A 26,082-nucleotide genomic window follows, 5' to 3' on the forward strand; every position below is an offset into this window, starting at 1 on the left:
AATGGCGCGGCTCACTAAGTTAGTGGCTGAGTTGTTCTCGAACGGCTCATGCAGATAACTCAATTAAGTTGTCTGATAACAGTGCTTCCGATTTGGAAGCAAACGTTACTCGTCGCGCGCACTACCATCCCCAAATATTGGAATTGGATGTTGTTGGTGTGTGTTAGGTTCTTTAATTTTTAATTTGGAGCTCTGTAATGCAGAACCAAAGAATTCGAATCCGCTTGAAAGCATTTGATCACCGTCTGATCGATCAATCTACTGCGGAAATCGTAGAAACTGCCAAACGCACTGGCGCTCAGGTTCGTGGTCCTATTCCACTACCTACTCGTAAAGAGCGTTACACCATTCTTGTATCACCGCACGTGAATAAAGACGCGCGTGATCAGTATGAAATTCGCACCCACAAACGTCTTGTAGACATCGTTGAGCCAACTGATAAAACAGTTGACGCTTTGATGCGCCTTGACCTTGCTGCTGGTGTAGATGTGCAAATCAGCTTGGGCTAAACCTAAGTCTGACTAATAAGAGGTTTTTACAATGATTGGTCTAATCGGTCGTAAAGTTGGAATGACTCGCATCTTCACTGAAGAAGGCGTTTCAATTCCAGTTACCGTAATCGAATGTGAGCCAAACCGCGTTACTCGTGTTATCACTGAGGAAAGCGACGGTTATCGTGCTCTGCAAGTGACCACCGGCGCTAAAAAAGCAAGTCGCGTGAACAAACCAGAAGCAGGTCAATTTGCTAAAGCTGGTGTTGATGCGGGTCGTGGCCTGTGGGAATTCCGTCTAGCTGACGGTGAAGGTGAAGAAGTTGCTGTAGGCGGTGAGCTGAAAGTTGACTTGTTCAATGAAGTTAAAAAAGTAGACGTTACTGGTACATCTAAAGGTAAAGGGTTCCAAGGCGGTGTTAAACGCTGGAACTTTGCAACTCAAGATTTTACTCACGGTAACTCTTTGAGCCACCGTGCTCCTGGTTCTATTGGTCAAAACCAAAGCCCAGGTAAAGTATTTAAGGGCAAGAAGATGGCCGGTCATATGGGTGCAGAGCGTGTTACTACGCAAAACCTAGATGTCGTACGTGTTGATGTTGAACGTAACCTAATTTTGGTAAAAGGTGCTGTACCCGGCGCTACCAATGGTGACGTGATCGTTAAACCTGCTGTTAAAGCGTAACGTTAGGAGATAGTAATGGAATTGGTATTGAAAGACGCCCAAAGCGCTCTTGAAGTTTCCGAAACTACCTTCGGACGTGACTTTAACGAAGCGTTGATTCACCAGGTAGTGACTGCATATGCTGCAGGCTCACGCCAGGGGTCTCGTGCTCAGAAAACACGTTCTGAAGTATCAGGTGGTGGTAAGAAACCATGGCGTCAGAAAGGTACAGGCCGCGCGCGTGCCGGTACAATTCGTAGCCCAATTTGGCGTAGTGGCGGAGTAACCTTCGCAGCTAAGCCTCAAGATCACAGCCAAAAAGTTAACAAGAAAATGTACCGCGGCGCAATCCGCAGCATCTTGTCTGAACTTGTTCGTCAAGAACGTTTGATTGTGGTTGAAAAATTCAGCGTTGAAGCGCCTAAAACTAAAGAATTAGTTGCTAAGTTGAAAGAATTTGACTTGAACGATGTATTAATCGTGACTGGTGAAATTGATGAAAACTTATTCTTGGCCGCACGTAACCTCTACAAAGTAGACGTTCGTGATGTAGCTGGTATTGATCCAGTTAGCTTGATTGCTTTTGATAAAGTGTTGGTAACTGCTGATGCAGTGAAACAAATTGAGGAGTGGTTAGCATGATCAGCGAAGAACGTTTGTTGAAAGTACTAGTAGCTCCACATATCTCTGAAAAGAGCACTATGTCTGCTGAAGCCGATAATACTATCGTATTCAAAGTTGTGAACACCGCAACTAAAGCAGAAATCAAAGCTGCAGTTGAAAAATTATTCGAAGTTGAAGTGACAGGCGTTACTACCTTGAACCTTAAAGGTAAAACTAAACGTCACGGAGCACGTTTCGGCCGCCGTAACGACGTGAAGAAAGCGTATGTCACCTTAGCTGAAGGTTCTGACATCGACTTCACCGGTGCCGCAGAGTAAGAGGAGTTATCTTAAATGGCTATTGTAAAATGTAAGCCTACATCTGCTGGTCGTCGCCACGTTGTTAAAGTGGTAAACACTGACCTGCACAAAGGCAAGCCTTACGCTCCTTTGTTGGAGAGTAAGTCGAAGTCTGGTGGTCGTAACAACCGCGGTGTAATTACCGTTCGTCACATCGGTGGTGGTCATAAACAACACTACCGTTTGATTGACTTCAAACGAAATGATAAAGATGGCATTCCTGCGAAAGTAGAACGTCTTGAATATGATCCAAACCGCAGTGCTCACATTGCTTTGGTATTGTACGCAGATGGTGAACGCCGTTACATTTTGGCACCTAAGGGTGTAAAAGCAGAAGCTAAACTGATGTCTGGTGTTGACGCACCGATTGAAGCTGGTAACTGTTTACCAATGCGCAACATCCCAGTAGGTTCTACTGTTCATGCAGTTGAATTGAAGCCTGGTAAAGGTGCTCAATTAGCACGTTCTGCTGGTGCTTACGCTCAAATTATTGCGCGTGATGGTGCGTATGTAACTCTACGTTTGCGTAGCGGTGAAATGCGAAAAGTATTATCTGATTGTCGTGCTACTTTAGGCGAAGTGGGTAATGGTGAGCATATGTTACGTAAACTTGGTAAAGCTGGTGCAACGCGCTGGCGTGGTGTTCGTCCTACCGTTCGCGGTGTGGTCATGAACCCAGTTGATCACCCACACGGTGGTGGTGAAGGTCGTACATCTGGTGGCCGTCATCCAGTTACTCCATGGGGTGTACCTACCAAAGGTTACAAAACTCGTAAAAATAAGAGTACGGATCAATATATCGTACGCCGTCGTTCTAAGAAATAAGGGGAATCGCCATGCCACGTTCTCTCAAGAAGGGTCCATTCATTGACCTACACTTGTTGAAGAAGGTAGAGAAAGCGGTGGAAAGCGGGGACAAGAAACCATTGAAAACTTGGTCTCGTCGCTCAATGATCATTCCACAAATGATCGGTTTGACCATCGCTGTCCATAATGGTCGTCAGCACGTTCCAGTATTTGTTACCGATGAAATGATCGGTCATAAACTGGGTGAATTCGCGCCAACTCGCACTTATCGCGGCCATGCTGCTGATAAGAAAGCGAAGAAGAAGTAGGAGTTAGATGATGGAAGCTTTAGCTAAACACCGTTTTGCTCGTGGTTCTGCGCAGAAAGCACGCCTGGTTGCAGATCAAGTACGTGGTCTACCAGTTGAAAAAGCACTTGTTACGTTGCAATTCAGCAGCAAGAAAGCAGCAGGACTTGTTAAAAAAGTTCTAGAATCTGCGATTGCTAATGCTGAGCACAACGAAGGTGCAGATATCGACGAGTTAAGAGTTGCCAAAATCTTTGTTGATGATGGTCCAACTTTAAAGCGTATTCGTCCTCGTGCTAAAGGCCGAGCCGACCGTATTATCAAGCGTACCAGCCACATCACTGTGGTTGTATCTGATAACTAGGAGATAAGCAATGGGTCAGAAAGTACATCCTAATGGTATTCGCCTAGGTATCGTAAAGCCATGGAATTCAACCTGGTATGCCGATAAAGGTGAATACGCAGACAATCTTTTTAGCGACCACAAAGTACGTCAATTCTTAACTAAAGAATTGAAAAGTGCTTCTGTTTCTCGCATTACTATTGAACGCCCTGCCAAGAGCATCCGTGTGACTATTCACACTGCTCGTCCAGGTGTTGTGATTGGTAAAAAAGGTGAAGACGTTGAAAAACTTCGCAAGAACGTCGCTAAATTAGCGGGCGTACCTGCGCAAATCAACATCTCAGAAGTTCGTAAGCCTGAGTTAGATGCGAAATTAGTAGCAGATTCTATCTCTAGTCAACTAGAACGTCGTGTTATGTTCCGTCGCGCTATGAAGCGTGCCGTGCAAAATGCAATGCGTCTAGGCGCTAAAGGTATCAAGGTTCAAGTTAGTGGTCGTTTAGGCGGAGCAGAAATTGCTCGTGCTGAATGGTATCGTGAAGGTCGTGTGCCATTGCATACACTTCGTGCTGATATTGATTACTCAACTTCAGAAGCGTTGACTACCTACGGTATCATCGGCGTTAAAGTTTGGATCTTTAAAGGTGAAGTTCTTGGCGGTATGCCAGTGGCTGCAGCTCCTGAAGCTCCTTCTAAGCCGAAGCGCGGTAACAAGCGCAACGCTAAATAGGAGAACCGGGAATGTTACAACCAAAACGAACTAAATTCCGTAAGCAATTTACAGGTCGTAACCGTGGTCTAGGCAAAGGACAAGACGTGTCTTTTGGCGACTTCGGTTTAAAAGCGACTGGTCGTGGCCGTCTTACTGCTCGTCAAATCGAAGCAGCACGTCGTGCAATGACTCGTCACATTAAACGTCAAGGTAAAATCTGGATCCGTGTATTCCCAGACAAACCGATTACCAAAAAGCCACTCGAAGTTCGGATGGGTAAAGGTAAAGGTAACGTAGAATACTGGGTAGCCCAAATTCAGCCAGGCAAAGTCCTGTATGAAATGGACGGCGTAGCAGAAACACTTGCTCGTGAAGCTTTCGAGCTTGCCGCGCGTAAGTTACCTATTAGCACTACATTTGTAACGCGGACGGTGATGTGATGTTAGCTAACGAACTTAAAGATAAAAGTGTTGAAGAGCTTAAAGCTGAGCTACTTAACCTGCTTCGTGAGCAATTTAACTTGCGTATGCAAGCAAGTACTGGCCAATTAGCTCAAACACATTTGCTTAAAAACGTACGTCGCGATATCGCGCGTGTGAAAACTATTCTGAATCAGAAGGCAGGTGCGTAATGAGCGATATCCGTACATTGCAAGGTAAAGTAGTTAGCAACAAAATGGAGAAATCTATTATTGTTGCTATTGAACGCCAGGTTAAACACCCTATCTATGGGAAATATACCAAGCGTACTACTAAGCTACACGTTCATGATGAAGCCAATGTTGCCGCAGAAGGCGATGTAGTGAGCATCAAAGAATGTGCGCCAATCTCTAAGACTAAGTCTTGGACTTTGGTAGACGTAATAGTTAAAGCCTAAATTTAGGTCTTAAACTATAAAAAAGGCTCCTATTTGGGAGCCTTTTTACATTTAACTATATGATTAAAGCGGTAATTATTGTCTTTGCTGCATCAATAACTCATCCCTCCTCAATTTCTGGTGTTGGTTAACTGCAAGTTGTCATCCTCACCGGCACTATCTGTCACAATCTGATTTGTTGTTTAGGGTTATTCGGTTCGATTCATGGGTAAACAAAAGCTAGCCAATCTTCGGAAAGCTAAAACCGGGAGTGTGCGACCGCTGCTGGTAAGTTTATGTTGCATAAACTGCGCATTGCCGCGGTTGTAGGGGTCACGCTACTACTAACGATACTGTATTTGAAAGCAAAGCCCGAACTATACCAGGCGACTTCTACCGTGAAACTGGGCTACTGGCCCGAGGAAATGCTGCTGGTTAAGCATGACCTTGCGTCGCAAGCTACGGGCTCTTTTAATACAGAGCTCGAAATTCTTCGTTCTAAGTTAATCGCTTCTCGGGTCATTGAACAATTGGATTTATTGCATTATTCAGCATTTTTACATCAAGCGATTCAACCCTGGTTTTATTGATGGGAACGACTAAGCCAAGGTCATAGTAATCAGTTGGTTAACACTGGCTTATTGACAAAAGCACAGCTATTGAAGCAATTTACACAGGGTTTAACGATCACTCCTATCGTGACCACTCAAATGGTTAAAATCAGCTTTAGCAGCTGGGATCCTCAACTAGCTCAACAAGTATCTGTGGCAGTGGCAAAAGCCTACATTGATTATCGCCATGCGGTGAGTGAAACAGCTAGCAAGCGTTCTATGGTATGGCTTATAGAGGAATGGAGCCGTGTACCAACGGCAGGGCAGGTTTTGGATCCGCCGTTGCTATTCTCTGGACGGGATCACATGGTATTGATGCGGTGTCTGGGATATATATTAGATCGCTTGAAATACGCAGAGAGCTTGAAGCGCTCGCGGCCACGCATACGGAGAAGCCCAACTTATCGATTGCGCTGTATTATCCGAACCGGTGAGTGGCAGCTAGCAAATTCTTAGCCTGCTTATTGCGGTTTTTACGGCTTTTATTATCAGTTCCCTTGTGGTTTTGTTTAAGCAAACCTTGGCCCAGGGTTTTGCGTGTCGCGAGCCATTGGAGGGAGTGCTGGATGTTGAGGTTATTGCCGAAGTACCTAAACTGAAAGGACGCAATCAGCAGTGGTTTGTGCAAGGTATTAATCCTTGGTTGAATGAGCCCTTAAGGGCATTGCCTGGGAGCTTACAGATGCGTCCCAATGGTGGACAACTGGTATTGTTTTATTCTGCTTTAGAGGGGGAAGGCAAGACGAGTTTAGTGATACAAACTGCTACTGCATGTAGTGAAGTTGAAAAAGTATTGCTGATTGATGCTGATCTACATCGAGCTTCGGCTTCTGTTTGTTTAAACTATTCTTTCGCTTAGCCCAGCTTAACTTATTTATTGGCCAGAACCCATTCAGTTGCACAATCTATTCATCGGGATCCACAACTTGGATTTGATGTATTAAACGCTGGTTTGATTGGGCCAGATTCCGCATCTTTACTAGCATCGAAAAAATTTAGATTACTGCTCACTGGCCTGCGTCAACATTATGATCGCGTTTTGCTTGACACCGGAGCCGTTGCAGGTGTCCGATGCGATGCTCATAGGGGGTCGGTTGATGCGATTTCTTTGGTAATTGAAGCAGAGCGAACCGATATTCAGTCGCTGAAACGAACGCTAAATAAATTTACTCAGGCTGGACTCGAACCTGCAGGAGTGACTTTAAATAAGGTTGCTACTCGGCATCGGACTGACAGTGTTTCACCCTCGCCATACCGTTGATTAAATGTAGTTTAGTTGCATCTATTGACGCTAAAACCTGATCACCAGAGAGGCTAATTTGGTCAGTTGAGGTGGAGTGTTTATAGCTTTTGTTATATGGTTGTGCCGCATTATATAGGAAGGGCCCATGCCAGCTATCCACAACACTACGCAGCCTGCTTTCAGTTACCTCGATTTTGAACGTGAAGCTTGGGCAACACTCCGCCAATCGGTTCCGCTTACCCTTAATGAAACCGATTTAGAAAACATTCGCGGGATTAATGAAGCTTTATCATTACAACAGGTATGTGATATTTATTTGCCCTTATCGCGTTTGCTCAATCTCTACGTGAAGGCCCGACAAAATCGCCGTGAAGTTCTTGCAGACTTTTTAGGCAGTGCTAAACATGTACCATACATTATTGGTGTTTCCGGCAGTGTAGCTGGAGGTAAAAGCACCACTTCAAGGATTTTGCAGGCGCTATTGCAACGTTGGCCGGAACATCCAAAGGTCGATATTGTTACGACTGATGGATTTCTTTACCCCAATGAAGAGCTAGAAGCCAAGGGCTTAATGCAACGCAAAGGATTTCCTGAAAGCTATGATAAAAAAGCACTTTTGGCTTTTGTCGCGGCCTTGAAAGCGGGACAGCCGAAGGTGAGCGCCCCGATCTATTCCCATTCATCATATAACATTGTGAAAGGTCGGCGGGTTGAGGTAGAGCAGCCTGACATCGTCATTTTGGAAGGCTTGAATGTGCTGCAATCGGCAGAAGGGCAGCCAGGACAACAGCGGCCACTATACGTATCCGATTACCTCGACTTCTCCATCTTTGTAGACGCAGAGCCTAGCCTATTGGAAGTGTGGTATGTGGACCGCTTTAAAAAATTACGCGGTAGTGCTTTCACCAACCCCGATAACTACTTCCATCATTATGCAAAATTAGATGAAACGCATGCCGCTAAGATTGCGGCACAAATTTGGACCAGTATCAACTACGTTAATTTAGTTGAAAATATTTTGCCGACTCGTGAGCGCGCCGATCTGATTTTGGAAAAGGGGCCAAATCACGAGGTGAGTCGAGTACGGTTGAGAAAATGAGTGTTGAGCAATCTTTTATTCGTAACGCTAGCCTTAAGCATTTAAATAGTTTTGGGCTTGAGCTAAAAGCAGATTACCTGTTTGAATTAGAACAGGTACAACAGTTACCAGCCTTGTTTGAGTGGGTGAAGGCCAAGCAATTAAGTTGGCTGATTATTGGGGGCGGCTCAAATCTATTATTAACAGAAGACTTTAAGGGTTTAGTTATCCTTAATCGGCTGCGAGGGCTCCAAGTCGAGGATAACGCGCAAGCGATTCAGTTAACTGTTGCGGCTGGGGAAGACTGGCAGCACCTTGTGCAGTGGACGATTTCGCATGGCCTACCCGGTTTAGAAAATTTGGCCTTGATCCCAGGAACTGCTGGTGCGGCACCGGTGCAAAACATTGGTGCCTATGGTTTAGAGTTTGCCGATTGTTGTCATGCCGTGAGCTATTTTTCGTTTGACGATTTTAGTGTTCAACGGTTAACTGCAGCGGAGTGCGAGTTTGGTTATCGGGATAGTATTTTCAAACAGCGCCTAAAAAATCAGGGCTTAATTACCGAGGTAGAGTTATCGCTTGCAAAAGCATGGCGAGCCTCGATTCATTACGCTGGACTCGATCGATTAGCCCCAAGTGCCAGTGCACAGCAGGTATTTGATACCGTTTGTCAGCTTAGAAAGGCTAAGCTCCCCAATCCAACTTTACTGGGTAACGCGGGGAGTTTTTTCAAGAACCCAGTCATTGCTCAGGAGCAAGTCGATAGTTTAGTGAACCAGTACCCTAAATTAGTACATTATCCAGCCGCCGGCGGACAGAGAAAGTTGGCAGCTGGTTGGTTAATCGACCATTTAGGCTTGAAAGGCTATCGTATTGGAGACGCAGCGGTGCATCAAGAGCAAGCATTAGTATTAGTCAATCACGGGCATGCTAGTGCTGCGCAATTATTGAGCTTATGCCAATACATTCGAAACCAAGTTTGGCAGGCATTTGGCATTGTGCTTGAGCCGGAAGTGCGGTTTATTGGGGCCGATGGTGAAGTGGCACCGGATTCGGTGTTGGGGCGACCCAATGAATGAAGATAAGGCCTATCGCCTCATTCAATACTTAGCAAATGGTGAGTTTTGCTCAGGTGAGCGCTTAGCGCAACTGTTGGCCGTATCAAGAACCACCGTAGCGACTTATGTTAAACAATTTGGTCAGCTGGGTTTGGATATCTTTAGCGTGAAAGGTAAAGGCTATCGTTTAGTTCAGCCCTTATCTTTACTTGATATCGACCGTCTGCAAGCCGAGCTTTCCGTTCATTCACCTAAATTACTACATCAAGTGGATTCAACCAATGCCTGGTTGAATCGCCATCAGGCTGAGCTGAGCCATGGTCAGTTAGTGATGACCGAATATCAAAGTGCAGGACGCGGGCGTCGCGGCCGGGCCTGGCAAACCCCTTATGCGGGACAGCTTTGTATGTCTTTATTGTGGTGCTTGCAAGATGGTATTGAAGCCGCAATGGGGCTGAGCCTTGCCGTTGGTTTAGCTATCGTCGAGGCGTTAGAAGCAGAGGGTTATCGAGATCTCGGCTTAAAATGGCCGAATGACATCTATCTTGGTTCGGCAAAATTGGGTGGCGTGCTTATTGAAATGCAAGGGCAGGCGAATAGCACGGTGAATCTAGTGATTGGTTTGGGGGTCAATGTCCGCGTTACGGAGTCGAAGGGGCAGTTGATAGACCAAGCTTTTGCGCAACTCGAAGTCGCGGGCGAACCGACGGTTGATCGAACTGCATTAACAATTGCTATCGTCCACTCGCTCAATCAGATGTTTGACATATTTAAAGAGCAGGGTTTTGTTGCCTTGCAACAACGTTGGAATCGCTACGATATTTTTCGCGATAAAAATGTAACGTTGCACTTTTCCGAACACAAACAAGTCTCTGGGATAGCAAAAGGCGTTGACCGACAAGGTCAATTATTAGTTGAACAAGAGAGTGGTTTACAAGCCTATATGGCCGGAGAAGTGTCACTTCGTGGCCAATAAATGAGCCTAATGGCTGATTTTTGCGCGTTTGCACCTTTCCTGCAGTTTTTTTTGTATTTGCTTGTTGCATTTAATAAAGGCATTACATAGAATGCGCAGCACTTAAGCGATGCCGATTTAGCTCAGTTGGTAGAGCAACTGACTTGTAATCAGTAGGTCGCCAGTTCGACTCCGGCAATCGGCACCATCTCTTAAGTAGGCTTCACCTTGTATTTATAGGTGATTGTGTGGGGGGGTTCCCGAGTGGCCAAAGGGAGCAGATTGTAAATCTGCCGCGAAAGCTTCGATGGTTCGAATCCGTCCCCCCCCACCATTATTTTTGGTAGTAGGTCGTCTTCCAAAAGGTTTGATGCGGGCATCGTATAATGGCTATTACCTCAGCCTTCCAAGCTGATGATGCGGGTTCGATTCCCGCTGCCCGCTCCAATGCTGATATAGCTCAGTTGGTAGAGCGCACCCTTGGTAAGGGTGAGGTCGGCAGTTCGAATCTGCCTATCAGCACCACTCCTTTTCAAGTCTCCCTATTACTTTTTACCGTTCGGTAAACGCAAACCAATGGTGCTTTGGTGCCAATGACCTTTATCCAGAGGGACTATTATGTCTAAAGAAAAATTTGAACGTAATAAACCGCATGTAAACGTTGGTACTATTGGCCACGTTGACCACGGTAAAACAACTTTAACAGCGGCTATTACTAACGTATTGGCAAAAGTATACGGCGGTGAAGCAAAAGATTTCGCAGCAATCGATAACGCTCCAGAAGAGCGCGAGCGTGGTATTACAATCTCAACTTCACACGTTGAGTACGATACACCGACTCGTCACTATGCACACGTTGACTGTCCTGGACACGCCGACTATGTGAAAAACATGATTACCGGTGCTGCACAAATGGACGGCGCTATCTTAGTAGTTGCTTCTACCGATGGCCCAATGCCACAAACGCGTGAGCACATTCTGCTTTCTCGTCAGGTAGGTGTACCTTACATCATCGTATTCATGAACAAATGTGACATGGTAGATGATGAAGAGCTTCTAGAATTAGTAGAAATGGAAGTACGTGAACTTCTATCAGAATACGAATTCCCTGGTGATGACTTACCAGTGATTCAAGGTTCAGCTTTGAAAGCCCTAGAAGGCGAAGAAGCATGGGAAGCAAAAATCATTGAGCTTGCAGAAGCTTTAGATTCTTACATTCCAGAGCCAGAGCGTGACATCGACAAGCCATTCCTACTACCAATTGAAGATGTATTCTCAATTTCAGGTCGTGGTACCGTGGTAACCGGTCGTGTTGAGCGTGGTATCATCAAAGTTTCAGAAGAAATTGAAATTGTTGGTATCAAAGAAACCACCAAAACAACTTGTACTGGTGTTGAAATGTTCCGCAAATTGCTTGACGAAGGTCGTGCAGGTGAGAACTGTGGTATTTTGTTACGTGGTACCAAGCGTGATGACGTCCAACGTGGTCAAGTATTGGCGAAACCAGGTTCAATTACTCCACACACCAAGTTCGAAGCTGAAGTATACGTACTAAGCAAAGATGAAGGTGGTCGTCACACACCATTCTTCAAAGGTTACCGTCCACAGTTTTACTTCCGTACAACTGACGTAACTGGTGCGGTAGAGCTTCCAGAAGGCGTAGAAATGGTTATGCCTGGCGACAACTTGAAATTTGTTGTTGAGCTAATCTGCCCAATCGCGATGGACGAAGGTTTACGCTTCGCAATCCGTGAAGGTGGCCGTACAGTAGGTGCGGGTGTTGTAGCTAAAATCTTCGAATAAGAAGTTAGCACAAGCAAGAAAGGTCGCTTAGGCGGCCTTTTTTATTGCCTCAAGAAAAGTAAGCGTGATTATTCTGCTTGTTAGAATAGCTCCAAGTTGATTGTGCGCACGCCAAGGCGTTTCAGCGTACCTCGCTTAGGGTGTCGTCCTGAGACAGCGGAGCAGCTGCAGGTCACTAATACCAAGCTAACTCATCATCGGTTGATTTTTGCTCGCTAAATCACCACTAACAGCTTGATTTATCTCGTATTAGAGCCACGAGTGACTGTGCTCCATGGCTGCTTATCGGCAGATTTATTCTGCGCAATAAGTTGATCCCAGATTGGTAGAAGTCGGTTCGGTAAATGCCGCTAAGCAGGCGCGGAAGAGTTTATCCGGAAAAATTGGCTGAAGCGGGTGTTGACTATTCTTTTCTGACAATGAAAATGCTAGATTGATGCTTAATCTGCGCCGCAACTTAGAGCTTTAAGCTAAGCCACTAAGGTAAGAGATCCTAGTAAAGTTTAAGAGGTAAGCCTAGTTTTTATATGACCCTATTGCTGATTTATCTTGTTATTGCTATCGGTGTTTCATTTGTATGTTCGATTCTTGAGGCGGTGCTGTTATCGATCACACCAAGTTATGTTGCCACCCTGCATAAACAAGACCCTGTAAAAGGACAAGCTCTGACAAAGGTAAAAGATAATCTAGAGCATTCCATTGCCTGTATTTTGATCCTGAATACCTTTGCCCATACCATGGGAGCCGCTGGCGTGGGTTCTCAGGCCCTGCAAGTATTTGGCCCCAAGTGGGAAAGCCTGATTGCAGTGTTACTGACTCTGGCCATCTTGTATTTTTCTGAAATCATCCCAAAAACATTAGGCGCGAATTACTGGCGGGTGTTAGCGTATCCATCGGCAAAACTGATTTCCTTGTTAACAAAACTGGTGTACCCACTGGTATGGCTGTCGGGTTATATCACCTGCATATTCCGACGCGATGAAACGGATAGTATCAGCCGAGAAGAGATCCAGGCCTTTACCACATTGGGTTATGAAGGCGGTGCGCTGGCAAAACAAGAGAGTATGCTATTAGCTAATATTCTTGGCTTGAGGGAGCGCATTACTCAGCAAATTCTGACCCCGCGCACCGTTGTGCATGCCTTTGAGCAAGACGACTCGGTGAATCAGGCGCTGGATAATGAAATGACTCCGCGCTTTAGTCGCTTTCCGGTTTACAAAGATAACATCGACAGTATTGTTGGTGTGATCAGTCACCGCAGTCTTGCCGAGCTGGCTCGCCGTGGGAAGGGGGACCAAACGCTGCGAAGTATACTGCAACCGATCCATCGTGTGTCTGAGAAGCTACCCTGTTTGCAATTATTGGATTTGTTTATTTCACGTAAAGAACACCTTTTTGTTGTGGAAGATCAATATGGTCAGACCGCTGGGATAGTGAGTTTGGAAGATGTGATCGAGACTTTACTGGGCCGAGAAATTGTTGACGAGACCGATGTGGTGGAAGATATGCAGCAGTTTGCCAAGGCTCAGTTCCGTGATCGTTTAAGGCGGAACGGTAAGCGAGTTAAATGAAACCCCAAGAAACCCGCTCCGTCCCACAATCTTGGCACTATTTTGCCAATTTAAGGGTTACAATCTTTAAACAAAGTGCCTATAATGTCGGGCTTCGTACTATAGGGGTGTAGTTCCAATGGCAGAACGTCGGATTCCAAATCCGAATGTTGGGAGTTCGAATCTCTCCACCCCTGCCACTATCCCTTTATAGAAGGGATTTTTGATTTTGTGGGATTATTTGCAGGTTGTTTGATGAGTACCAGTACTGAAAACCAAAGTGGGTCGTTAGATGGCCTAAAATGGGCCTTAGCGGCTCTAATTTTAATCGCCGCTGTGGTAGGTAACTACCTATACACAGATATCTCGGTATTAGTTCGTGTGCTTGGCGTAGTCATCGCAGCCGTTGCTGCACTCGCTATTGCTTCACAAACTAATAAAGGCAAGCAAGCTTTTGTCTTTGCTAAAGAATCGCGTATGGAAGTGCGTAAGGTTATCTGGCCAACTCGTCAAGAAGCCATTCAAACTACCATGATTGTATTAGCTGCTACTGCATTCATGTCGCTAATTTTATGGGGATTAGACGCCATCTTAGTTCGTCTGGTTGCCTTTGTTACAGGGGTGAGTATCTAATGACTGAAGAGCGCAAATTACGTTGGTACGTGGTCCAAGCATTCTCTGGCTATGAAGGGCGCGTATCTAAGTCGTTAAAAGAATATATTCAAATCCATGCGATGGAAGATTCTTTTGGTGAAATCTTGGTCCCGACTGAAGAAGTCGTAGAGATGCGCGCGGGTCAAAAACGTAAGAGCGAGCGTAAATTCTTTCCCGGTTATGTTCTGGTGCAAATGGAGCTTAACGATGAAAGTTGGCACCTTGTGAAAAGTGTGCCGCGGGTATTAGGTTTCATTGGTGGTACTGCTGAGCGTCCGGCACCCATTTCTGATAAAGAAGCTCAGGCCATTCTTGATCGTTTGGATGAAACCAGCGATAAGCCAAGACCTAAGACATTATTCGAACCAGGCGAAGTGGTTCGGGTTACCGACGGTCCTTTTGCCGACTTCAATGGTACCATCGAAGAAGTGGATTACGAAAAGAGCCGGGTGAAAGTATCAGTATTGATCTTTGGTCGGGCAACTCCTGTCGAGTTGGAATTTGGCCAGATCGAGAAAGGTTGATAAAAACTAAACAATTGGTTGTTTTTAGGGCAGAGGATCGCTTATAATCCGCTGCCCTTTGTTCCATCGGGAAGCCAACTGCACTTGCAGGAGGCGTTTGAACCCAAAATAAGGTAAATCTAAAATGGCTAAAAAAGTCCAAGCTTATATTAAGCTTCAAGTTGCTGCGGGTGCCGCAAACCCGTCACCACCAGTTGGTCCTGCTCTAGGTCAACACGGTGTAAACATCATGGAATTCTGTAAAGCGTTTAACGCAAAAACAGATTCAATTGAGAAAGGCGCGCCAGTACCAGTTGTTATTACTGTGTATGCTGATCGCTCTTTCACTTTTGAAACTAAAACTCCACCTGCTTCGTACTTGCTGAAAAAAGCTGCAGGTATTAAGTCTGGTTCTAGTGTTCCAAATAAAACTAAAGTTGGTACTGTAACGCGTGCTCAACTTGAAGAGATTGCTAACACTAAAGCTGTCGACATGACCGGTGCTGATTTAGACGCAATGGTTCGTTCAATTGAAGGATCTGCCCGCGCGATGGGCTTGGTTGTAGAGGGCTAATACGATGGCGAAAATTTCTAAGCGCATGCGTGCGATCAACGAAAAAGTTGATTCAACAAAAGAATACTCAATCAACGAAGCGGTAGCGCTTCTTCAAGAACTGGCTTCTGCTAAATTTCTTGAAAGTGTTGATGCCTCAGTAAACTTGGGTGTAGATCCTCGTAAATCAGACCAAAACGTACGTGGTGCAACTGTACTACCTCACGGTACTGGTCGTAACGTTCGCGTTGCAGTATTTACTCAAGGTGCAAACGCTGAAGCTGCTACAGAAGCCGGTGCCGATATCGTTGGTATGGATGACTTAGCGGCAAAAGTTAAAGCCGGTGAAATGGACTTCGACGTTGTGATTGCATCTCCAGATGCAATGCGCGTTGTGGGTCAACTAGGTCAAATCCTAGGTCCACGCGGTTTGATGCCTAACCCTAAAGTGGGTACGGTTACACCAAATGTTGCTGATGCGGTTAAATTAGCGAAAGCGGGTCAAATTCGTTACCGCAACGACAAAAACGGCATTATCCATACTACTATTGGTAAAGTTGATTTTGAAGCTGACAAGTTAAAAGAAAACTTGGAAGCGTTGGTTGTTGCTCTTCGCAAAGCGAAACCAGCTCAGTCTAAAGGTCAGTTCATCAAGAAAGTTAGCTTGTCTACCACCATGGGTGCTGGTTTAGCTATTGATGTTGCGACTTTAGATATTCAAGCTTAATATTTACAGAGCGTGATATTTATACTATAATTTCGCGCTTTGTAATTATGGGTCAGGGCTTCGGCCCTCATCCAAGACCGTAGGTGCTTATTATGAGCTTAATTTCCTACGTAGATGGTGAGGAAACCCAAGAATAATTATTTATTCTGGAACACCAAGCCGTAAAGGTCTCTAATTCTTAGGATTAGAGGAAAGTAAACACCAGATTTATCTGGTATTGGAATCCAGGAGTAAAGCCAATGGCATTAAGACTCGAAGACAAGAAGCAAATTGTCGCTGACGTCAACGAAGCTGCCAAAGGTGCACTTTCTGCAGTAGTTGCTGATTCACGTGGCGTAACTGTAGGTGCGATGACTTCATTGCGTGCTAAAGCGCGTGAAGCTGGCGTATCTATGCAAGTGGTACGTAATACCCTTGCCCGCCGTGCAGTAGCTGGCACAGACCTAGAATGTCTCTCTGAGTCATTCATCGGTCCTACTTTGATTGCCTTCTCTAACGAGCACCCCGGTGCCGCAGCGCGTCTGTTAACAGACTTCGCTAAAGAGCAAGAAAAATTCGAAGTGCGTGCAGCAGCATTTGAAGGTGCATTAGCAGACGTAAACGTTCTTGCAAAACTACCAACTTACGACGAAGCAATTGCCAAGTTAATGGCAACTATGAAAGAAGCTTCAGCTGGCAAGTTGGTTCGCACTCTGGCCGCATTACGCGACCAAAAAGAGGCAGAAGCAGCATAATTTGCTTGTTGCTACATTATCTTATAAATTTAATTGAATTTAGGAATTTGAGTCATGTCTATCACTAAAGACCAAATTATCGAAGCTGTTGCTGAAATGTCAGTAATGGACGTTGTTGAACTAATCGAAGCTATGGAAGAGAAGTTCGGCGTATCTGCTGCTGCAGCTGTTGCTGTTGCTGGTGACGCTGGTGCGGCTGCTGAAGAGCAAACCGAATTTGACGTAATCTTAACTGCTGCTGGCGCAAACAAAGTATCTGCTATTAAAGCGGTACGTGCTGCTACCGGTCTTGGCTTGAAAGAAGCGAAAGGTTTAGTTGATTCAGCTCCTGCTGCTGTTAAAGAAGCAGTATCTAAAGAAGAAGCTGAAGCGCTTAAAGCTGCTCTTGAAGAAGCTGGTGCTTCTGTTGAAGTTAAGTAATCTGCTTATAAGTAGATTGCAGCCTTTATAGGCTATGGCTGGTGGTTATTTAACCACCGGCCTTTTTGCGCTGTAGGACGTCGTCTTTTTTATCACCGTTTTAGATGGTGCGTCTAGCAAAAAATTTAGGTGGGAAACATCTAAATACAAGACAAACGGTACGTAAGAACTGTCCCAGATTTTTTGCGGACAGAGTGGGTCACTTATCAGCGAGCTGAGGAACCATATGGTTTACTCTTATACAGAGAAAAAACGCATTCGTAAGGACTTTGGAAAACGTCCTCAAGTAGTGGACACGCCTTACCTGCTTTCAATACAGCTTGACTCTTTTGAGAAATTCATAGAGATCGATCCTGAAGGCGAGTATGGGCTGGAAGCTGCATTCCGCAGTGTATTCCCGATTGCCAGTTATTCAGGATATTCAGAGCTACAGTACGTTAGCTATCGTCTTGGCGAGCCGGTGTTTGACGTTAAAGAATGTCAAATTCGTGGAGTCACCTACTCTGCTCCCTTGCGCGTTAAATTGCGTTTAGTGTTGTTTGACCGTGAAGCTCCGGCTGGCACGGTGAAAGACATCAAAGAGCAAGAAGTTTACATGGGTGAAATTCCCTTGATGACAGGTAACGGTACTTTTGTAATTAACGGTACCGAGCGTGTTATCGTATCCCAACTACACCGTAGCCCGGGTGTGTTTTACGACCACGATCGTGGTAAAACGCATTCATCAGGTAAGGTCTTATATAACGCTCGCGTTATTCCTTACCGCGGTTCGTGGTTAGATTTCGAATTCGATCCGAAAGATAATTTATTTGTTCGTATTGACCGTCGTCGCAAACTACCGGCCTCGATCATTTTGCGTGCTTTAGAAATGACCACCCAAGAAATCTTGGCAACTTTCTTCGATACCACCACCTTTGAATTGAAGGATGGCAAGGTGTTGATGGAGTTAGTGCCATCTCGCTTACGCGGTGATACGGTTTCTTTTGATGTGATCTTGAATGGCGAAGTTTTAATTGAAACTGGTCGCCGGGTGACAGCTCGTCACATTCGTCAATTGGAAAAATCTGGTATTGAGCAGATTGAAGTCCCAGTCGAGTACCTTGCCGATAAAGTGCTTGCGGAAGACTACGTTGATGAAGCCACTGGTGAAATCATTGCAGAAGCAAACAGCGAATTAAACTTAGAGTTGATCGCAGCTTTAGCGCAAGCGGGTTATTCGATGTTGAAAACCATCTATACCAATGACTTGGATAATGGTTCATTCATCTCGGATACTTTACGTGTAGATTCATCGACTAATCGTCTTGAGGCCTTAGTTGAAATTTACCGCATGATGCGCCCAGGTGAGCCACCAACAAAAGATGCTGCCGAAGCACTATTCGAGAACTTGTTCTTTAATGGTGACCGTTATGACTTATCTACTGTTGGCCGTATGAAGTTCAACAGTCGTGTTGGTCGTGACGACGGACGAGTTGCTGGTGTGCTCGACAAAGACGACATCATTAAAGTGATGCAAATGCTGATCGAGATCCGCAATGGTCGTGGTGAAGTCGATGATATCGATCACCTCGGTAATCGTCGTATCCGTAGCGTTGGTGAAATGGCCGAAAACCAATTCCGTGTTGGTTTAGTTCGTGTAGAGCGTGCAGTTAAAGAGCGTTTGAGTCTCGGTGATCTTGACGCCTTGATGCCACAAGACTTAATTAACGCCAAGCCGATTTCGGCTGCGGTAAAAGAGTTCTTTGGTTCCAGCCAATTGTCGCAATTTATGGACCAAAACAACCCGCTTTCTGAAGTAACACACAAACGTCGTGTTTCTGCCTTAGGCCCGGGTGGTTTGACTCGCGAACGTGCTGGCTTTGAAGTACGTGACGTACACCCAACGCACTATGGTCGTTTATGTCCGATTGAAACGCCAGAAGGTCCAAACATTGGTTTGATTAACTCATTAGCAGTTTATTCACGCACCAATGAGTTTGGCTTCTTGGAGACGCCATACCGTAAAGTGATCAACAGTGTTATTACTGATGAAGTTGATTACTTGTCGGCCATTGATGAAGGCACCTACGTGATCGCTCAGGCGAACGCAGAGGTAGATGCCGATGGTAAGTTACTAGAAACCGATTTAGTGCCTTGTCGCCATAAAGGCGAATCGACTTACATGCCGACTGATCAAATTCAGTATATGGATGTGAGCCCGCAGCAAATTATTTCTGTTGCTGCTTCGTTGATTCCGTTCTTAGAACACGATGATGCGAACCGGGCATTGATGGGTTCAAACATGCAACGTCAGGCAGTTCCAACGCTGCGTGCTGATAAACCATTGGTTGGTACTGGTATTGAACGTGCGGTTGCCGTTGATTCCGGTGTGACCGTGGTATCTAAGCGTGGTGGTACTGTTGATTATGCTGACGCAAGTCGTATTGTTGTTAAAGTAAATGAAGACGAAATGAGTCCTGGTGAAGCAGGTATCGACATTTACAGTTTAACCAAATACACCCGTTCTAACCAAAATACCTGTATTAACCAACGTCCAGTGGTAAAAGCTGGTGAGTTTGTTTCTAAAGGCGATGTACTCGCAGATGGCCCTTCAACTGACTTAGGTGAGTTGGCGTTAGGTCAAAATATGCGCGTCGCGTTTATGCCTTGGAATGGTTATAACTTCGAAGATTCGATCGGTATTTCTGAAAACGTGGTGAAAGAAGATCGCTTCACTACGATTCACATTCAAGAATTAAGCTGTATTGCTCGTGATACCAAATTGGGAAGCGAAGAGATTTCAGCAGATATTCCTAACGTGGGTGAATCCGCACTGAGCAAACTTGATGAGTCAGGTATTGTGTATGTGGGGGCAGAAGTTAAGCCTGGTGATATTCTGGTCGGTAAGGTTACGCCGAAGGGTGAAACTCAGTTAACACCTGAGGAGAAACTTTTACGAGCTATCTTCGGTGAGAAAGCGTCGGATGTGAAAGATACATCCCTACGAGTACCTAATTCAGTATTTGGTACCGTAATTGACGTTCAGGTGTTCACTCGTGATGGCGTAGAAAAAGACAAGCGAGCTCAAGAAATTGAGTCAATGCAGCTGAAAGAAGCGAAGAAAGATCTTACCGAGGAATTCAAAATCCTTGAAGAGGGTATCTTTGCTCGTGCTAAATCAGTATTGATGAACGCTGGTAAGTCAGAATCAGACCTAAATCGCCAAGCGCCTACAGAATGGTTGCAAGCGGCATTAAGTGATGAAGCAGCACAAACCCAGTTAGAACAAATTGCTGAGCAATACGACGAAATCAAAGCCGAGTTTGACAAGCAATTCGACATTAAGCGCCGTAAGATCACTCAAGGTGATGATTTAGCGCCTGGTGTATTGAAAATTGTGAAAGTTTACTTAGCTGTTAAACGTCGTATTCAGCCTGGTGACAAGATGGCGGGTCGTCACGGTAACAAAGGTGTAATTTCTACCATTGTTCCTCGTGAAGATATGCCTTATGACGAAACTGGCCGTCCAGTAGACATCTGCTTGAACCCGCTAGGTGTACCATCGCGGATGAACATTGGTCAGATCCTAGAAACCCACTTAGGCCTCGCGGCTAAAGGTGTGGGTGAGAAAATCGACGAAATGCTGAAAGTTCAGCGTGAAATCGAAATGGATAAACTGCGTGATTTCATTCAGAAAGTGTACAACGTCGGTGATGATACACTGAAAGTTGACATTGCTAGCTTCACCGATGAAGAAGTAATGACACTGGCGAAGAACCTACGTGGTGGTGTGCCAATGGCAACCCCAGCATTTGATGGTGCTAAAGAAGCTGAAATCAAAGAGCTATTGCGCTTAGCCGATTTGCCTGATTCAGGCCAAATTGTGTTATGTGATGGTCGTACCGGTCAAGAATTTGAGCGCCCTGTAACCGTGGGTTACATGTACATGTTGAAATTGAACCACTTGGTTGATGACAAGATGCATGCTCGTTCTACTGGTTCTTACAGCTTAGTTACACAGCAACCGCTTGGTGGTAAAGCCCAGTTTGGTGGTCAGCGTTTCGGTGAGATGGAAGTATGGGCACTTGAAGCTTATGGTGCCGCTTACACCTTACAGGAAATGCTCACGGTTAAATCCGATGATGTGAACGGTCGTACTAAAATGTACAAAAATATCGTTGACGGTAATCATCAGATGGAACCCGGCATGCCAGAGTCGTTCAATGTACTACTTAAAGAAATTCGCTCTTTGGGTATTAATATTGAGTTAGACGAGCTGTAAGCACAGGACTTCACCTGATTTAAAAGCAAGGCGGGCGTTTCATGAGAAACGCCCCAGGTTTAACTCCGACTGGAGAGAAACGTGAAAGATTTACTTAAGTTTCTTAAGCAACAAAGCAAGACCGAAGAGTTTGAAGGCATTAAAATTGGCCTAGCTTCACCCGATCAGATCCGTAGTTGGTCTTTTGGTGAAGTTAAAAAACCAGAAACGATTAACTATCGTACCTTTAAGCCTGAGCGCGACGGTCTATTCTGTGCCCGTATTTTCGGTCCAGTAAAAGATTACGAATGTTTGTGTGGAAAATACAAGCGTTTGAAACACCGTGGCGTAATTTGTGAGAAGTGTGGCGTTGAAGTTACACAATCTAAAGTGCGTCGTGATCGGATGGGCCACATCGAGCTTGCGTCTCCTGTAGCGCACATCTGGTTCCTTAAATCGTTACCATCACGTATCGGTTTGTTACTTGATATGACGCTACGTGATATTGAACGAGTACTTTACTTCGAATCATTTGTTGTGACTGAGCCTGGTATGACTAGCTTAGAGCGCGGCCAAATGTTAACCGAAGAAACTTACTTAGATTCTCTTGAAGAATACGGTGACGAGTTCGAAGCCAAAATGGGTGCCGAAGCTGTATTAGCTCTGCTACGTCATTTAGAGCTTGATCGAGAAATCGAAGTGATGCGCGAAGAGTTGCAAACTACCAACTCAGAAACCAAGCGTAAGAAGACTACCAAGCGTCTGAAACTGATGGAAGCGTTCCGCGATTCAGGGAATAAACCTGAGTGGATGATTATGACCGTATTACCGGTTCTTCCACCTGATTTACGCCCATTAGTACCACTTGATGGCGGCCGTTTTGCGACTTCTGATTTGAACGACTTATATCGTCGTGTGATCAACCGTAATAACCGCTTGAAGCGTCTATTAGACTTGGCTGCCCCAGACATTATTGTGCGTAACGAGAAGCGGATGCTGCAAGAAGCGGTTGATGCCTTGTTGGATAATGGTCGTCGTGGTCGTGCGATTACTGGTTCTAATAAACGTCCGCTTAAATCTTTGGCTGATATGATCAAAGGTAAGCAAGGTCGTTTCCGCCAGAACTTGCTGGGTAAACGTGTTGATTACTCTGGTCGTTCAGTAATTACCGTGGGTCCAACACTGCGTTTACACCAGTGTGGTCTACCGAAGAAAATGGCTCTTGAGCTGTTTAAACCGTTCATCTATGGCAAGCTTGAATTGCGTGGTTTAGCGACCACCATTAAAGCAGCCAAGAAGATGGTTGAACGCGAAGGTGGTGAGGTTTGGGATATTCTTGAAGAAGTTATCCGCGAACACCCGGTATTACTTAACCGTGCACCAACCTTGCACCGTTTGGGTATTCAAGCCTTTGAACCAGTGTTAATTGAAGGTAAAGCGATTCAGTTACACCCATTGGTATGTGCGGCATATAACGCCGATTTCGATGGTGACCAAATGGCGGTACACGTACCGTTAACTATTGAAGCGCAGTTAGAAGCACGTTCGTTGATGATGTCCACCAACAACGTACTATCGCCAGCTAACGGTGAACCGATTATCGTGCCTTCGCAAGACGTTGTCTTGGGTTTGTATTACATGACTCGGGAACGAGTGAATGCGCAAGCCGAAGGTATGTATCTGTCAGGTCCGAAAGAAGCTGAGAAGCTTTATCGTTCTAAACAGGCCAGCATACACGCACGAGTTAATGTGCGAATCACCGAAGTGATTGTTGCTGAAGACGGCTCTAAGATCGAAAAGACCGAAATCAAAAAAACCACGATTGGTCGTGCTATCTTGTGGTTAATCGTACCGAAAGGTTTACCTTTTGAATTGGTTAACCGAGCAATGGGTAAGAAGCAGATCTCTGGTTTACTGAACACCTGTTACCGTAAACTAGGTTTGAAGTATTCAGTTATTTTCGCTGACCAATTGATGTACACCGGCTTCCATTACGCAACTTTGTCTGGTGCCTCTGTAGGTATTAATGACATGGTTATTCCTGCCGCGAAGAAAGATATCGTGGATGAAGCCAGTGAAGAAGTGAGTGAAATTCAAGAGCAATTCCTAGCGGGTCTGGTAACTGCCGGTGAACGCTACAACAAAGTTATTGATATTTGGGCGTCAGCTAACGAAAAAGTTTCCAAAGCGATGATGGACAACTTGTCGACTGAGGTCGTGATCAATAGAGATGGTGAAGAAGAAGCGCAAGCGTCTTTCAACAGTATCTTTATGATGGCTGACTCCGGTGCGCGTGGTAGTGCTGCTCAGATCCGTCAGTTGGCGGGGATGCGTGGTTTGATGGCAAAACCGGATGGTTCGATTATCGAAACGCCGATTGTGGCTAACTTCCGCGAAGGCCTTAACGTACTTCAGTACTTCATCTCAACGCACGGTGCACGTAAAGGTTTGGCTGATACCGCACTGAAAACAGCAAACTCGGGTTATCTAACGCGCCGTTTGGTTGACGTTGCTCAAGATTTAGTGGTAACCGACACCGATTGTGGTACCGAAGAAGGTATCTTGATGACGCCTCATATCGAAGGCGGTGACGTTGTTGAGCCATTGCGTGAGCGTGTTCTTGGTCGGGTATTGGTTGGCGACGTCATCAAGCCAGGTACCGAAAATGAAGTGTTAATTAAATCTAAGACCTTGCTTGATGAAAAACTGTGTGACCTTCTTGAAGAGAATTCAGTTGATACCGTTAAGGTTCGCTCTGTAATTAGCTGTGAAAATGACTTTGGTGTTTGTGCACTTTGTTATGGTCGTGATCTTGCTCGAGGCCATTTGGTCGGTCGCGGTGAAGCGGTCGGTGTCGTTGCAGCACAATCGATTGGTGAGCCGGGAACCCAGCTTACCATGCGTACTTTCCACATTGGTGGTGCAGCGTCACGAGCGGCAGCAGAAAACAGTATCCAAGTGAAGAACGTGGGTACTATTAAGTTACATAACGCCAAGGTTGTGACGAATAACGAAGGTAAATTGGTTGTAACTTCGCGCTCTACCGAATTAACGATTATTGATGATTTGGGTCAGACCAAAGAAAGTCATAAATTGCAATATGGTAGTGTTTTGGAAGTTGCTGACGGTGGTGCGGTTAACTCTGGCGATACTATCGCTAATTGGGACCCACACACTCACCCGATTATCACTGAAGTACCTGGTCGCGTTAAATTCGTTGATATGGTTGAAGGTGTCACCATTAGTCGTCAAACCGATGAGCTAACCGGTCTTTCAAGCATTAACGTATTAGATCCGAACGAGCGCCCTAGTGCTGGTAAAGAAATGCGCCCAATGGTGAAATTGGTTGACGGTTCAGGCAATGATGTATTGATTGCTGGTACCGACATTCCTGCTCAGTACTTCCTACCAAGTAAATCAATCGTAAACTTGGAAGATAATGCTGAAGTAGGTGTGGGGGATGCGATTGCACGTATTCCGCAAGAATCAAGCGGTACTAAAGATATTACCGGTGGTCTACCTCGGGTTGCAGATCTATTCGAAGCTCGTCAACCGAAAGAACCTGCTATTCTTGCTGAGATCAGCGGTACCATTAGTTACGGTAAAGAAACTAAAGGTAAGCGTCGTTTAGTGATTACTCCAACGGATGCTGCTCCTTACGAGGAAATGATACCGAAGTGGCGTAACCTGAACGTGTTCGAAGGTGAGAAGGTTCAAAAAGGTGAGGTTATCGCCGATGGACCAGAGTCTCCACACGATATTTTACGCTTACGTGGTATCAGCCCTGTTGCGAACTACATTGTGAACGAAGTTCAAGATGTATATCGTTTACAAGGGGTGAAAATTAACGATAAGCATATCGAAACCATCGTGCGTCAAATGCTACGTAAGTGTTTGATTCTTGATGCGGGTGATTCTAGCTTCTTGCTCGGTGAACAGGCAGAAGTGGCACGGGTGAATATCGAAAACCGTGTGTTGGTTGCTGAAGGTAAGCGGCCAGCGGTTTACCGCCGTGAGCTACTGGGTATCACCAAGGCTTCACTATCTACGGAATCGTTTATTTCAGCGGCATCGTTCCAAGAAACCACACGCGTGCTTACCGAAGCGGCTGTGGGTGGAAAACAGGATGAGTTACGCGGTCTGAAAGAAAACGTGATTGTAGGTCGTTTGATCCCTGCGGGTACTGGTTATGCGTATCATGAAAAACGTCGTAATCAATCGGTTGCTCCAGCACCGATAACGGCGGATGAAGCTGCCGATAATTTGGCTGCTTTATTGAATGCTGCACCAAGTAGTGATGCTGAATAAGCTTTAGTACTTGATAAAAAGGCGGCCATTGGCCGCCTTTTTTTATGCAAATAAATCGATGGTTAGCGCAAAATATTTGACAAGCGTATCCCCAAGTCACAGACTCCGGTTTTTAATATTAGTATTGAAGAGCATATTATGAGCAAACAAATTGTATCAAGCGATGCAGCACCTGCTGCGATAGGTCCATATTCTCAGGCAACAAAAATCGATGAATTGGTGTTTACTTCAGGACAGATCCCTTTAGTTCCAAGTAGCATGGAAATTGTCGATGGCGGTATTTCTGAGCAAACTCGTCAAGTGATGGAAAACTTAATGGCGGTATTAGCGGCTGCTGGTGCAGACCGGACCACGGTATTTAAGACTACTTGTTTTTTGAGCGATATGGCTAACTTTACTGCATTCAATGCTGTGTATGCTGAATATTTTCCGGAAAATGCGCCGGCGCGTTCTTGTGTTGAAGTTGCGCGTTTACCCAAAGATGTTCTGGTTGAAGTTGAAGCTATCGCTCACATTAAGTAAAC

The 26,082-nt window shown here is 45.3% G+C and carries 27 protein-coding genes and 5 tRNA genes; all 32 read left to right on the forward strand.

What is annotated here, in order from left to right:
- Positions 1-197: 197 nt before the first annotated feature.
- The 32 genes from rpsJ (at position 198) to ACRRS0_RS02745 (ending at position 26,080) form a co-directional block, all read left to right on the forward strand.
- The gene (gene rpsJ / locus ACRRS0_RS02590) at positions 198-509 is read left to right on the forward strand and encodes a 30S ribosomal protein S10 (protein ID WP_137674375.1); all 312 of its coding nucleotides are present in this window, start codon (positions 198-200) and stop codon (positions 507-509) included.
- A gap of 31 nt (positions 510-540) precedes the next feature.
- Positions 541-1,176 carry a 50S ribosomal protein L3 gene (gene rplC / locus ACRRS0_RS02595; RefSeq protein ID WP_432454762.1) on the forward strand — a complete coding sequence of 212 codons (636 nt, stop codon included), beginning with the start codon at positions 541-543 and terminating at the stop codon, positions 1,174-1,176.
- Between the two features lie 15 nt (positions 1,177-1,191).
- Positions 1,192-1,797 (forward strand): 50S ribosomal protein L4, encoded by a 606-nt coding sequence (rplD, locus tag ACRRS0_RS02600; protein WP_432454761.1) that lies wholly within the window; start codon positions 1,192-1,194, stop codon positions 1,795-1,797.
- Positions 1,794-2,096: a 50S ribosomal protein L23 gene (gene rplW / locus ACRRS0_RS02605; RefSeq protein ID WP_432454760.1), complete on the forward strand. Its 303-nt coding sequence runs from the start codon at positions 1,794-1,796 to the stop codon at positions 2,094-2,096. The genes rplD and rplW overlap by 4 nt, the downstream gene beginning before the upstream one ends.
- 15 nt (positions 2,097-2,111) lie before the next feature.
- Positions 2,112-2,942: a 50S ribosomal protein L2 gene (gene rplB / locus ACRRS0_RS02610; RefSeq protein ID WP_432454759.1), complete on the forward strand. Its 831-nt coding sequence runs from the start codon at positions 2,112-2,114 to the stop codon at positions 2,940-2,942.
- 11 nt (positions 2,943-2,953) lie between these two features.
- On the forward strand, positions 2,954-3,232 hold the full coding sequence (gene rpsS, locus ACRRS0_RS02615) for a 30S ribosomal protein S19 (protein ID WP_026959667.1): 279 nt from the start codon (positions 2,954-2,956) through the stop codon (positions 3,230-3,232).
- Between the two features lie 10 nt (positions 3,233-3,242).
- On the forward strand, positions 3,243-3,575 hold the full coding sequence (rplV, locus tag ACRRS0_RS02620) for a 50S ribosomal protein L22 (protein ID WP_432456110.1): 333 nt from the start codon (positions 3,243-3,245) through the stop codon (positions 3,573-3,575).
- 10 nt (positions 3,576-3,585) lie between these two features.
- Entirely contained in the window at positions 3,586-4,284 is a 699-nt protein-coding gene (gene rpsC / locus ACRRS0_RS02625; protein WP_329775581.1) for a 30S ribosomal protein S3, read from the forward strand.
- 11 nt (positions 4,285-4,295) lie between these two features.
- The gene (gene rplP, locus ACRRS0_RS02630; RefSeq protein ID WP_432454758.1) at positions 4,296-4,706 is read left to right on the forward strand and encodes a 50S ribosomal protein L16; all 411 of its coding nucleotides are present in this window, start codon (positions 4,296-4,298) and stop codon (positions 4,704-4,706) included.
- Positions 4,706-4,897, forward strand: a complete 192-nt coding sequence (gene rpmC / locus ACRRS0_RS02635) for a 50S ribosomal protein L29 (protein WP_163134083.1) — start codon at positions 4,706-4,708, stop codon at positions 4,895-4,897. The genes rplP and rpmC overlap by 1 nt, the downstream gene beginning before the upstream one ends.
- A complete protein-coding gene (gene rpsQ, locus ACRRS0_RS02640; RefSeq protein WP_432454757.1) occupies positions 4,897-5,142 on the forward strand; it encodes a 30S ribosomal protein S17 in 246 nt (81 codons plus the stop codon). Before rpmC ends, rpsQ begins: the two co-directional genes overlap by 1 nt.
- Positions 5,143-5,417: 275 nt before the next feature.
- Complete coding sequence (locus ACRRS0_RS02645; protein ID WP_432454756.1) at positions 5,418-5,711, forward strand: hypothetical protein; 294 nt, start codon at positions 5,418-5,420, stop codon at positions 5,709-5,711.
- 580 nt (positions 5,712-6,291) lie between these two features.
- Positions 6,292-6,591: a hypothetical protein gene (locus ACRRS0_RS02650; protein WP_432454755.1), complete on the forward strand. Its 300-nt coding sequence runs from the start codon at positions 6,292-6,294 to the stop codon at positions 6,589-6,591.
- 529 nt (positions 6,592-7,120) lie between these two features.
- Positions 7,121-8,074: a type I pantothenate kinase gene (gene coaA, locus ACRRS0_RS02655; protein ID WP_432454754.1), complete on the forward strand. Its 954-nt coding sequence runs from the start codon at positions 7,121-7,123 to the stop codon at positions 8,072-8,074.
- Positions 8,071-9,132, forward strand: a complete 1,062-nt coding sequence (gene murB, locus ACRRS0_RS02660) for a UDP-N-acetylmuramate dehydrogenase (RefSeq protein WP_432454753.1) — start codon at positions 8,071-8,073, stop codon at positions 9,130-9,132. The genes coaA and murB overlap by 4 nt, the downstream gene beginning before the upstream one ends.
- The gene (gene birA / locus ACRRS0_RS02665; RefSeq protein WP_432454752.1) at positions 9,125-10,087 is read left to right on the forward strand and encodes a bifunctional biotin--[acetyl-CoA-carboxylase] ligase/biotin operon repressor BirA; all 963 of its coding nucleotides are present in this window, start codon (positions 9,125-9,127) and stop codon (positions 10,085-10,087) included. Before murB ends, birA begins: the two co-directional genes overlap by 8 nt.
- Positions 10,088-10,198: 111 nt before the next feature.
- Positions 10,199-10,274: transfer RNA gene (locus ACRRS0_RS02670), tRNA-Thr, on the forward strand.
- Positions 10,275-10,316: 42 nt separating this feature from the next.
- Positions 10,317-10,400 (forward strand) — tRNA-Tyr (locus ACRRS0_RS02675).
- Between the two features lie 38 nt (positions 10,401-10,438).
- Positions 10,439-10,513: transfer RNA gene (locus tag ACRRS0_RS02680), tRNA-Gly, on the forward strand.
- Positions 10,514-10,515: 2 nt separating this feature from the next.
- A tRNA-Thr gene (locus ACRRS0_RS02685) sits at positions 10,516-10,591 on the forward strand.
- A gap of 93 nt (positions 10,592-10,684) precedes the next feature.
- A complete protein-coding gene (gene tuf, locus ACRRS0_RS02690; RefSeq protein WP_432454751.1) occupies positions 10,685-11,869 on the forward strand; it encodes an elongation factor Tu in 1,185 nt (394 codons plus the stop codon).
- A gap of 527 nt (positions 11,870-12,396) precedes the next feature.
- On the forward strand, positions 12,397-13,440 hold the full coding sequence (locus ACRRS0_RS02695; RefSeq protein WP_432454750.1) for a CNNM domain-containing protein: 1,044 nt from the start codon (positions 12,397-12,399) through the stop codon (positions 13,438-13,440).
- A gap of 103 nt (positions 13,441-13,543) precedes the next feature.
- Positions 13,544-13,619: transfer RNA gene (locus tag ACRRS0_RS02700), tRNA-Trp, on the forward strand.
- A 55-nt stretch (positions 13,620-13,674) separates the two neighbouring features.
- Positions 13,675-14,052: a preprotein translocase subunit SecE gene (gene secE / locus ACRRS0_RS02705; protein ID WP_432454749.1), complete on the forward strand. Its 378-nt coding sequence runs from the start codon at positions 13,675-13,677 to the stop codon at positions 14,050-14,052.
- Entirely contained in the window at positions 14,052-14,597 is a 546-nt protein-coding gene (nusG, locus tag ACRRS0_RS02710) for a transcription termination/antitermination protein NusG (RefSeq protein WP_432454748.1), read from the forward strand. The genes secE and nusG overlap by 1 nt, the downstream gene beginning before the upstream one ends.
- A 124-nt stretch (positions 14,598-14,721) precedes the next feature.
- Positions 14,722-15,150, forward strand: a complete 429-nt coding sequence (gene rplK, locus ACRRS0_RS02715) for a 50S ribosomal protein L11 (protein WP_432454747.1) — start codon at positions 14,722-14,724, stop codon at positions 15,148-15,150.
- A gap of 4 nt (positions 15,151-15,154) precedes the next feature.
- A complete protein-coding gene (gene rplA, locus ACRRS0_RS02720) occupies positions 15,155-15,856 on the forward strand; it encodes a 50S ribosomal protein L1 (protein ID WP_432454746.1) in 702 nt (233 codons plus the stop codon).
- A gap of 239 nt (positions 15,857-16,095) precedes the next feature.
- Positions 16,096-16,590 carry a 50S ribosomal protein L10 gene (rplJ, locus tag ACRRS0_RS02725; protein WP_432454745.1) on the forward strand — a complete coding sequence of 165 codons (495 nt, stop codon included), beginning with the start codon at positions 16,096-16,098 and terminating at the stop codon, positions 16,588-16,590.
- 54 nt (positions 16,591-16,644) lie between these two features.
- A complete protein-coding gene (rplL, locus tag ACRRS0_RS02730; RefSeq protein ID WP_432454744.1) occupies positions 16,645-17,010 on the forward strand; it encodes a 50S ribosomal protein L7/L12 in 366 nt (121 codons plus the stop codon).
- A 226-nt stretch (positions 17,011-17,236) separates the two neighbouring features.
- Complete coding sequence (gene rpoB, locus ACRRS0_RS02735; RefSeq protein WP_432454743.1) at positions 17,237-21,271, forward strand: DNA-directed RNA polymerase subunit beta; 4,035 nt, start codon at positions 17,237-17,239, stop codon at positions 21,269-21,271.
- 81 nt (positions 21,272-21,352) lie between these two features.
- A complete protein-coding gene (gene rpoC / locus ACRRS0_RS02740) occupies positions 21,353-25,558 on the forward strand; it encodes a DNA-directed RNA polymerase subunit beta' (protein ID WP_432454742.1) in 4,206 nt (1,401 codons plus the stop codon).
- 138 nt (positions 25,559-25,696) lie between these two features.
- Positions 25,697-26,080 (forward strand): RidA family protein, encoded by a 384-nt coding sequence (locus tag ACRRS0_RS02745; RefSeq protein ID WP_432454741.1) that lies wholly within the window; start codon positions 25,697-25,699, stop codon positions 26,078-26,080.
- The last annotated feature ends 2 nt before the right edge of the window (positions 26,081-26,082 follow it).

It is taken from the genome of Agarivorans sp. QJM3NY_29, from assembly GCF_050870835.2.
GTDB lineage: Bacteria > Pseudomonadota > Gammaproteobacteria > Enterobacterales > Celerinatantimonadaceae > Agarivorans.

Bases quoted from the DNA above. Each gene is read 5' to 3' on its own strand.
- rpsJ (WP_137674375.1), top strand. From the start codon at position 198: ATGCAGAACCAAAGAATTCGAATCCGCTTGAAAGCATTTGATCACCGT.
- rplC (WP_432454762.1), top strand. From the start codon at position 541: ATGATTGGTCTAATCGGTCGTAAAGTTGGAATGACTCGCATCTTCACT.
- rplD (WP_432454761.1), top strand. From the start codon at position 1,192: ATGGAATTGGTATTGAAAGACGCCCAAAGCGCTCTTGAAGTTTCCGAA.
- rplW (WP_432454760.1), top strand. From the start codon at position 1,794: ATGATCAGCGAAGAACGTTTGTTGAAAGTACTAGTAGCTCCACATATC.
- rplB (WP_432454759.1), top strand. From the start codon at position 2,112: ATGGCTATTGTAAAATGTAAGCCTACATCTGCTGGTCGTCGCCACGTT.
- rpsS (WP_026959667.1), top strand. From the start codon at position 2,954: ATGCCACGTTCTCTCAAGAAGGGTCCATTCATTGACCTACACTTGTTG.
- rplV (WP_432456110.1), top strand. From the start codon at position 3,243: ATGGAAGCTTTAGCTAAACACCGTTTTGCTCGTGGTTCTGCGCAGAAA.
- rpsC (WP_329775581.1), top strand. From the start codon at position 3,586: ATGGGTCAGAAAGTACATCCTAATGGTATTCGCCTAGGTATCGTAAAG.
- rplP (WP_432454758.1), top strand. From the start codon at position 4,296: ATGTTACAACCAAAACGAACTAAATTCCGTAAGCAATTTACAGGTCGT.
- rpmC (WP_163134083.1), top strand. From the start codon at position 4,706: ATGTTAGCTAACGAACTTAAAGATAAAAGTGTTGAAGAGCTTAAAGCT.
- rpsQ (WP_432454757.1), top strand. From the start codon at position 4,897: ATGAGCGATATCCGTACATTGCAAGGTAAAGTAGTTAGCAACAAAATG.
- ACRRS0_RS02645 (WP_432454756.1), top strand. From the start codon at position 5,418: ATGTTGCATAAACTGCGCATTGCCGCGGTTGTAGGGGTCACGCTACTA.
- coaA (WP_432454754.1), top strand. From the start codon at position 7,121: ATGCCAGCTATCCACAACACTACGCAGCCTGCTTTCAGTTACCTCGAT.
- murB (WP_432454753.1), top strand. From the start codon at position 8,071: ATGAGTGTTGAGCAATCTTTTATTCGTAACGCTAGCCTTAAGCATTTA.
- birA (WP_432454752.1), top strand. From the start codon at position 9,125: ATGAATGAAGATAAGGCCTATCGCCTCATTCAATACTTAGCAAATGGT.
- tuf (WP_432454751.1), top strand. From the start codon at position 10,685: ATGTCTAAAGAAAAATTTGAACGTAATAAACCGCATGTAAACGTTGGT.
- ACRRS0_RS02695 (WP_432454750.1), top strand. From the start codon at position 12,397: ATGACCCTATTGCTGATTTATCTTGTTATTGCTATCGGTGTTTCATTT.
- secE (WP_432454749.1), top strand. From the start codon at position 13,675: ATGAGTACCAGTACTGAAAACCAAAGTGGGTCGTTAGATGGCCTAAAA.
- nusG (WP_432454748.1), top strand. From the start codon at position 14,052: ATGACTGAAGAGCGCAAATTACGTTGGTACGTGGTCCAAGCATTCTCT.
- rplK (WP_432454747.1), top strand. From the start codon at position 14,722: ATGGCTAAAAAAGTCCAAGCTTATATTAAGCTTCAAGTTGCTGCGGGT.
- rplA (WP_432454746.1), top strand. From the start codon at position 15,155: ATGGCGAAAATTTCTAAGCGCATGCGTGCGATCAACGAAAAAGTTGAT.
- rplJ (WP_432454745.1), top strand. From the start codon at position 16,096: ATGGCATTAAGACTCGAAGACAAGAAGCAAATTGTCGCTGACGTCAAC.
- rplL (WP_432454744.1), top strand. From the start codon at position 16,645: ATGTCTATCACTAAAGACCAAATTATCGAAGCTGTTGCTGAAATGTCA.
- rpoB (WP_432454743.1), top strand. From the start codon at position 17,237: ATGGTTTACTCTTATACAGAGAAAAAACGCATTCGTAAGGACTTTGGA.
- ACRRS0_RS02745 (WP_432454741.1), top strand. From the start codon at position 25,697: ATGAGCAAACAAATTGTATCAAGCGATGCAGCACCTGCTGCGATAGGT.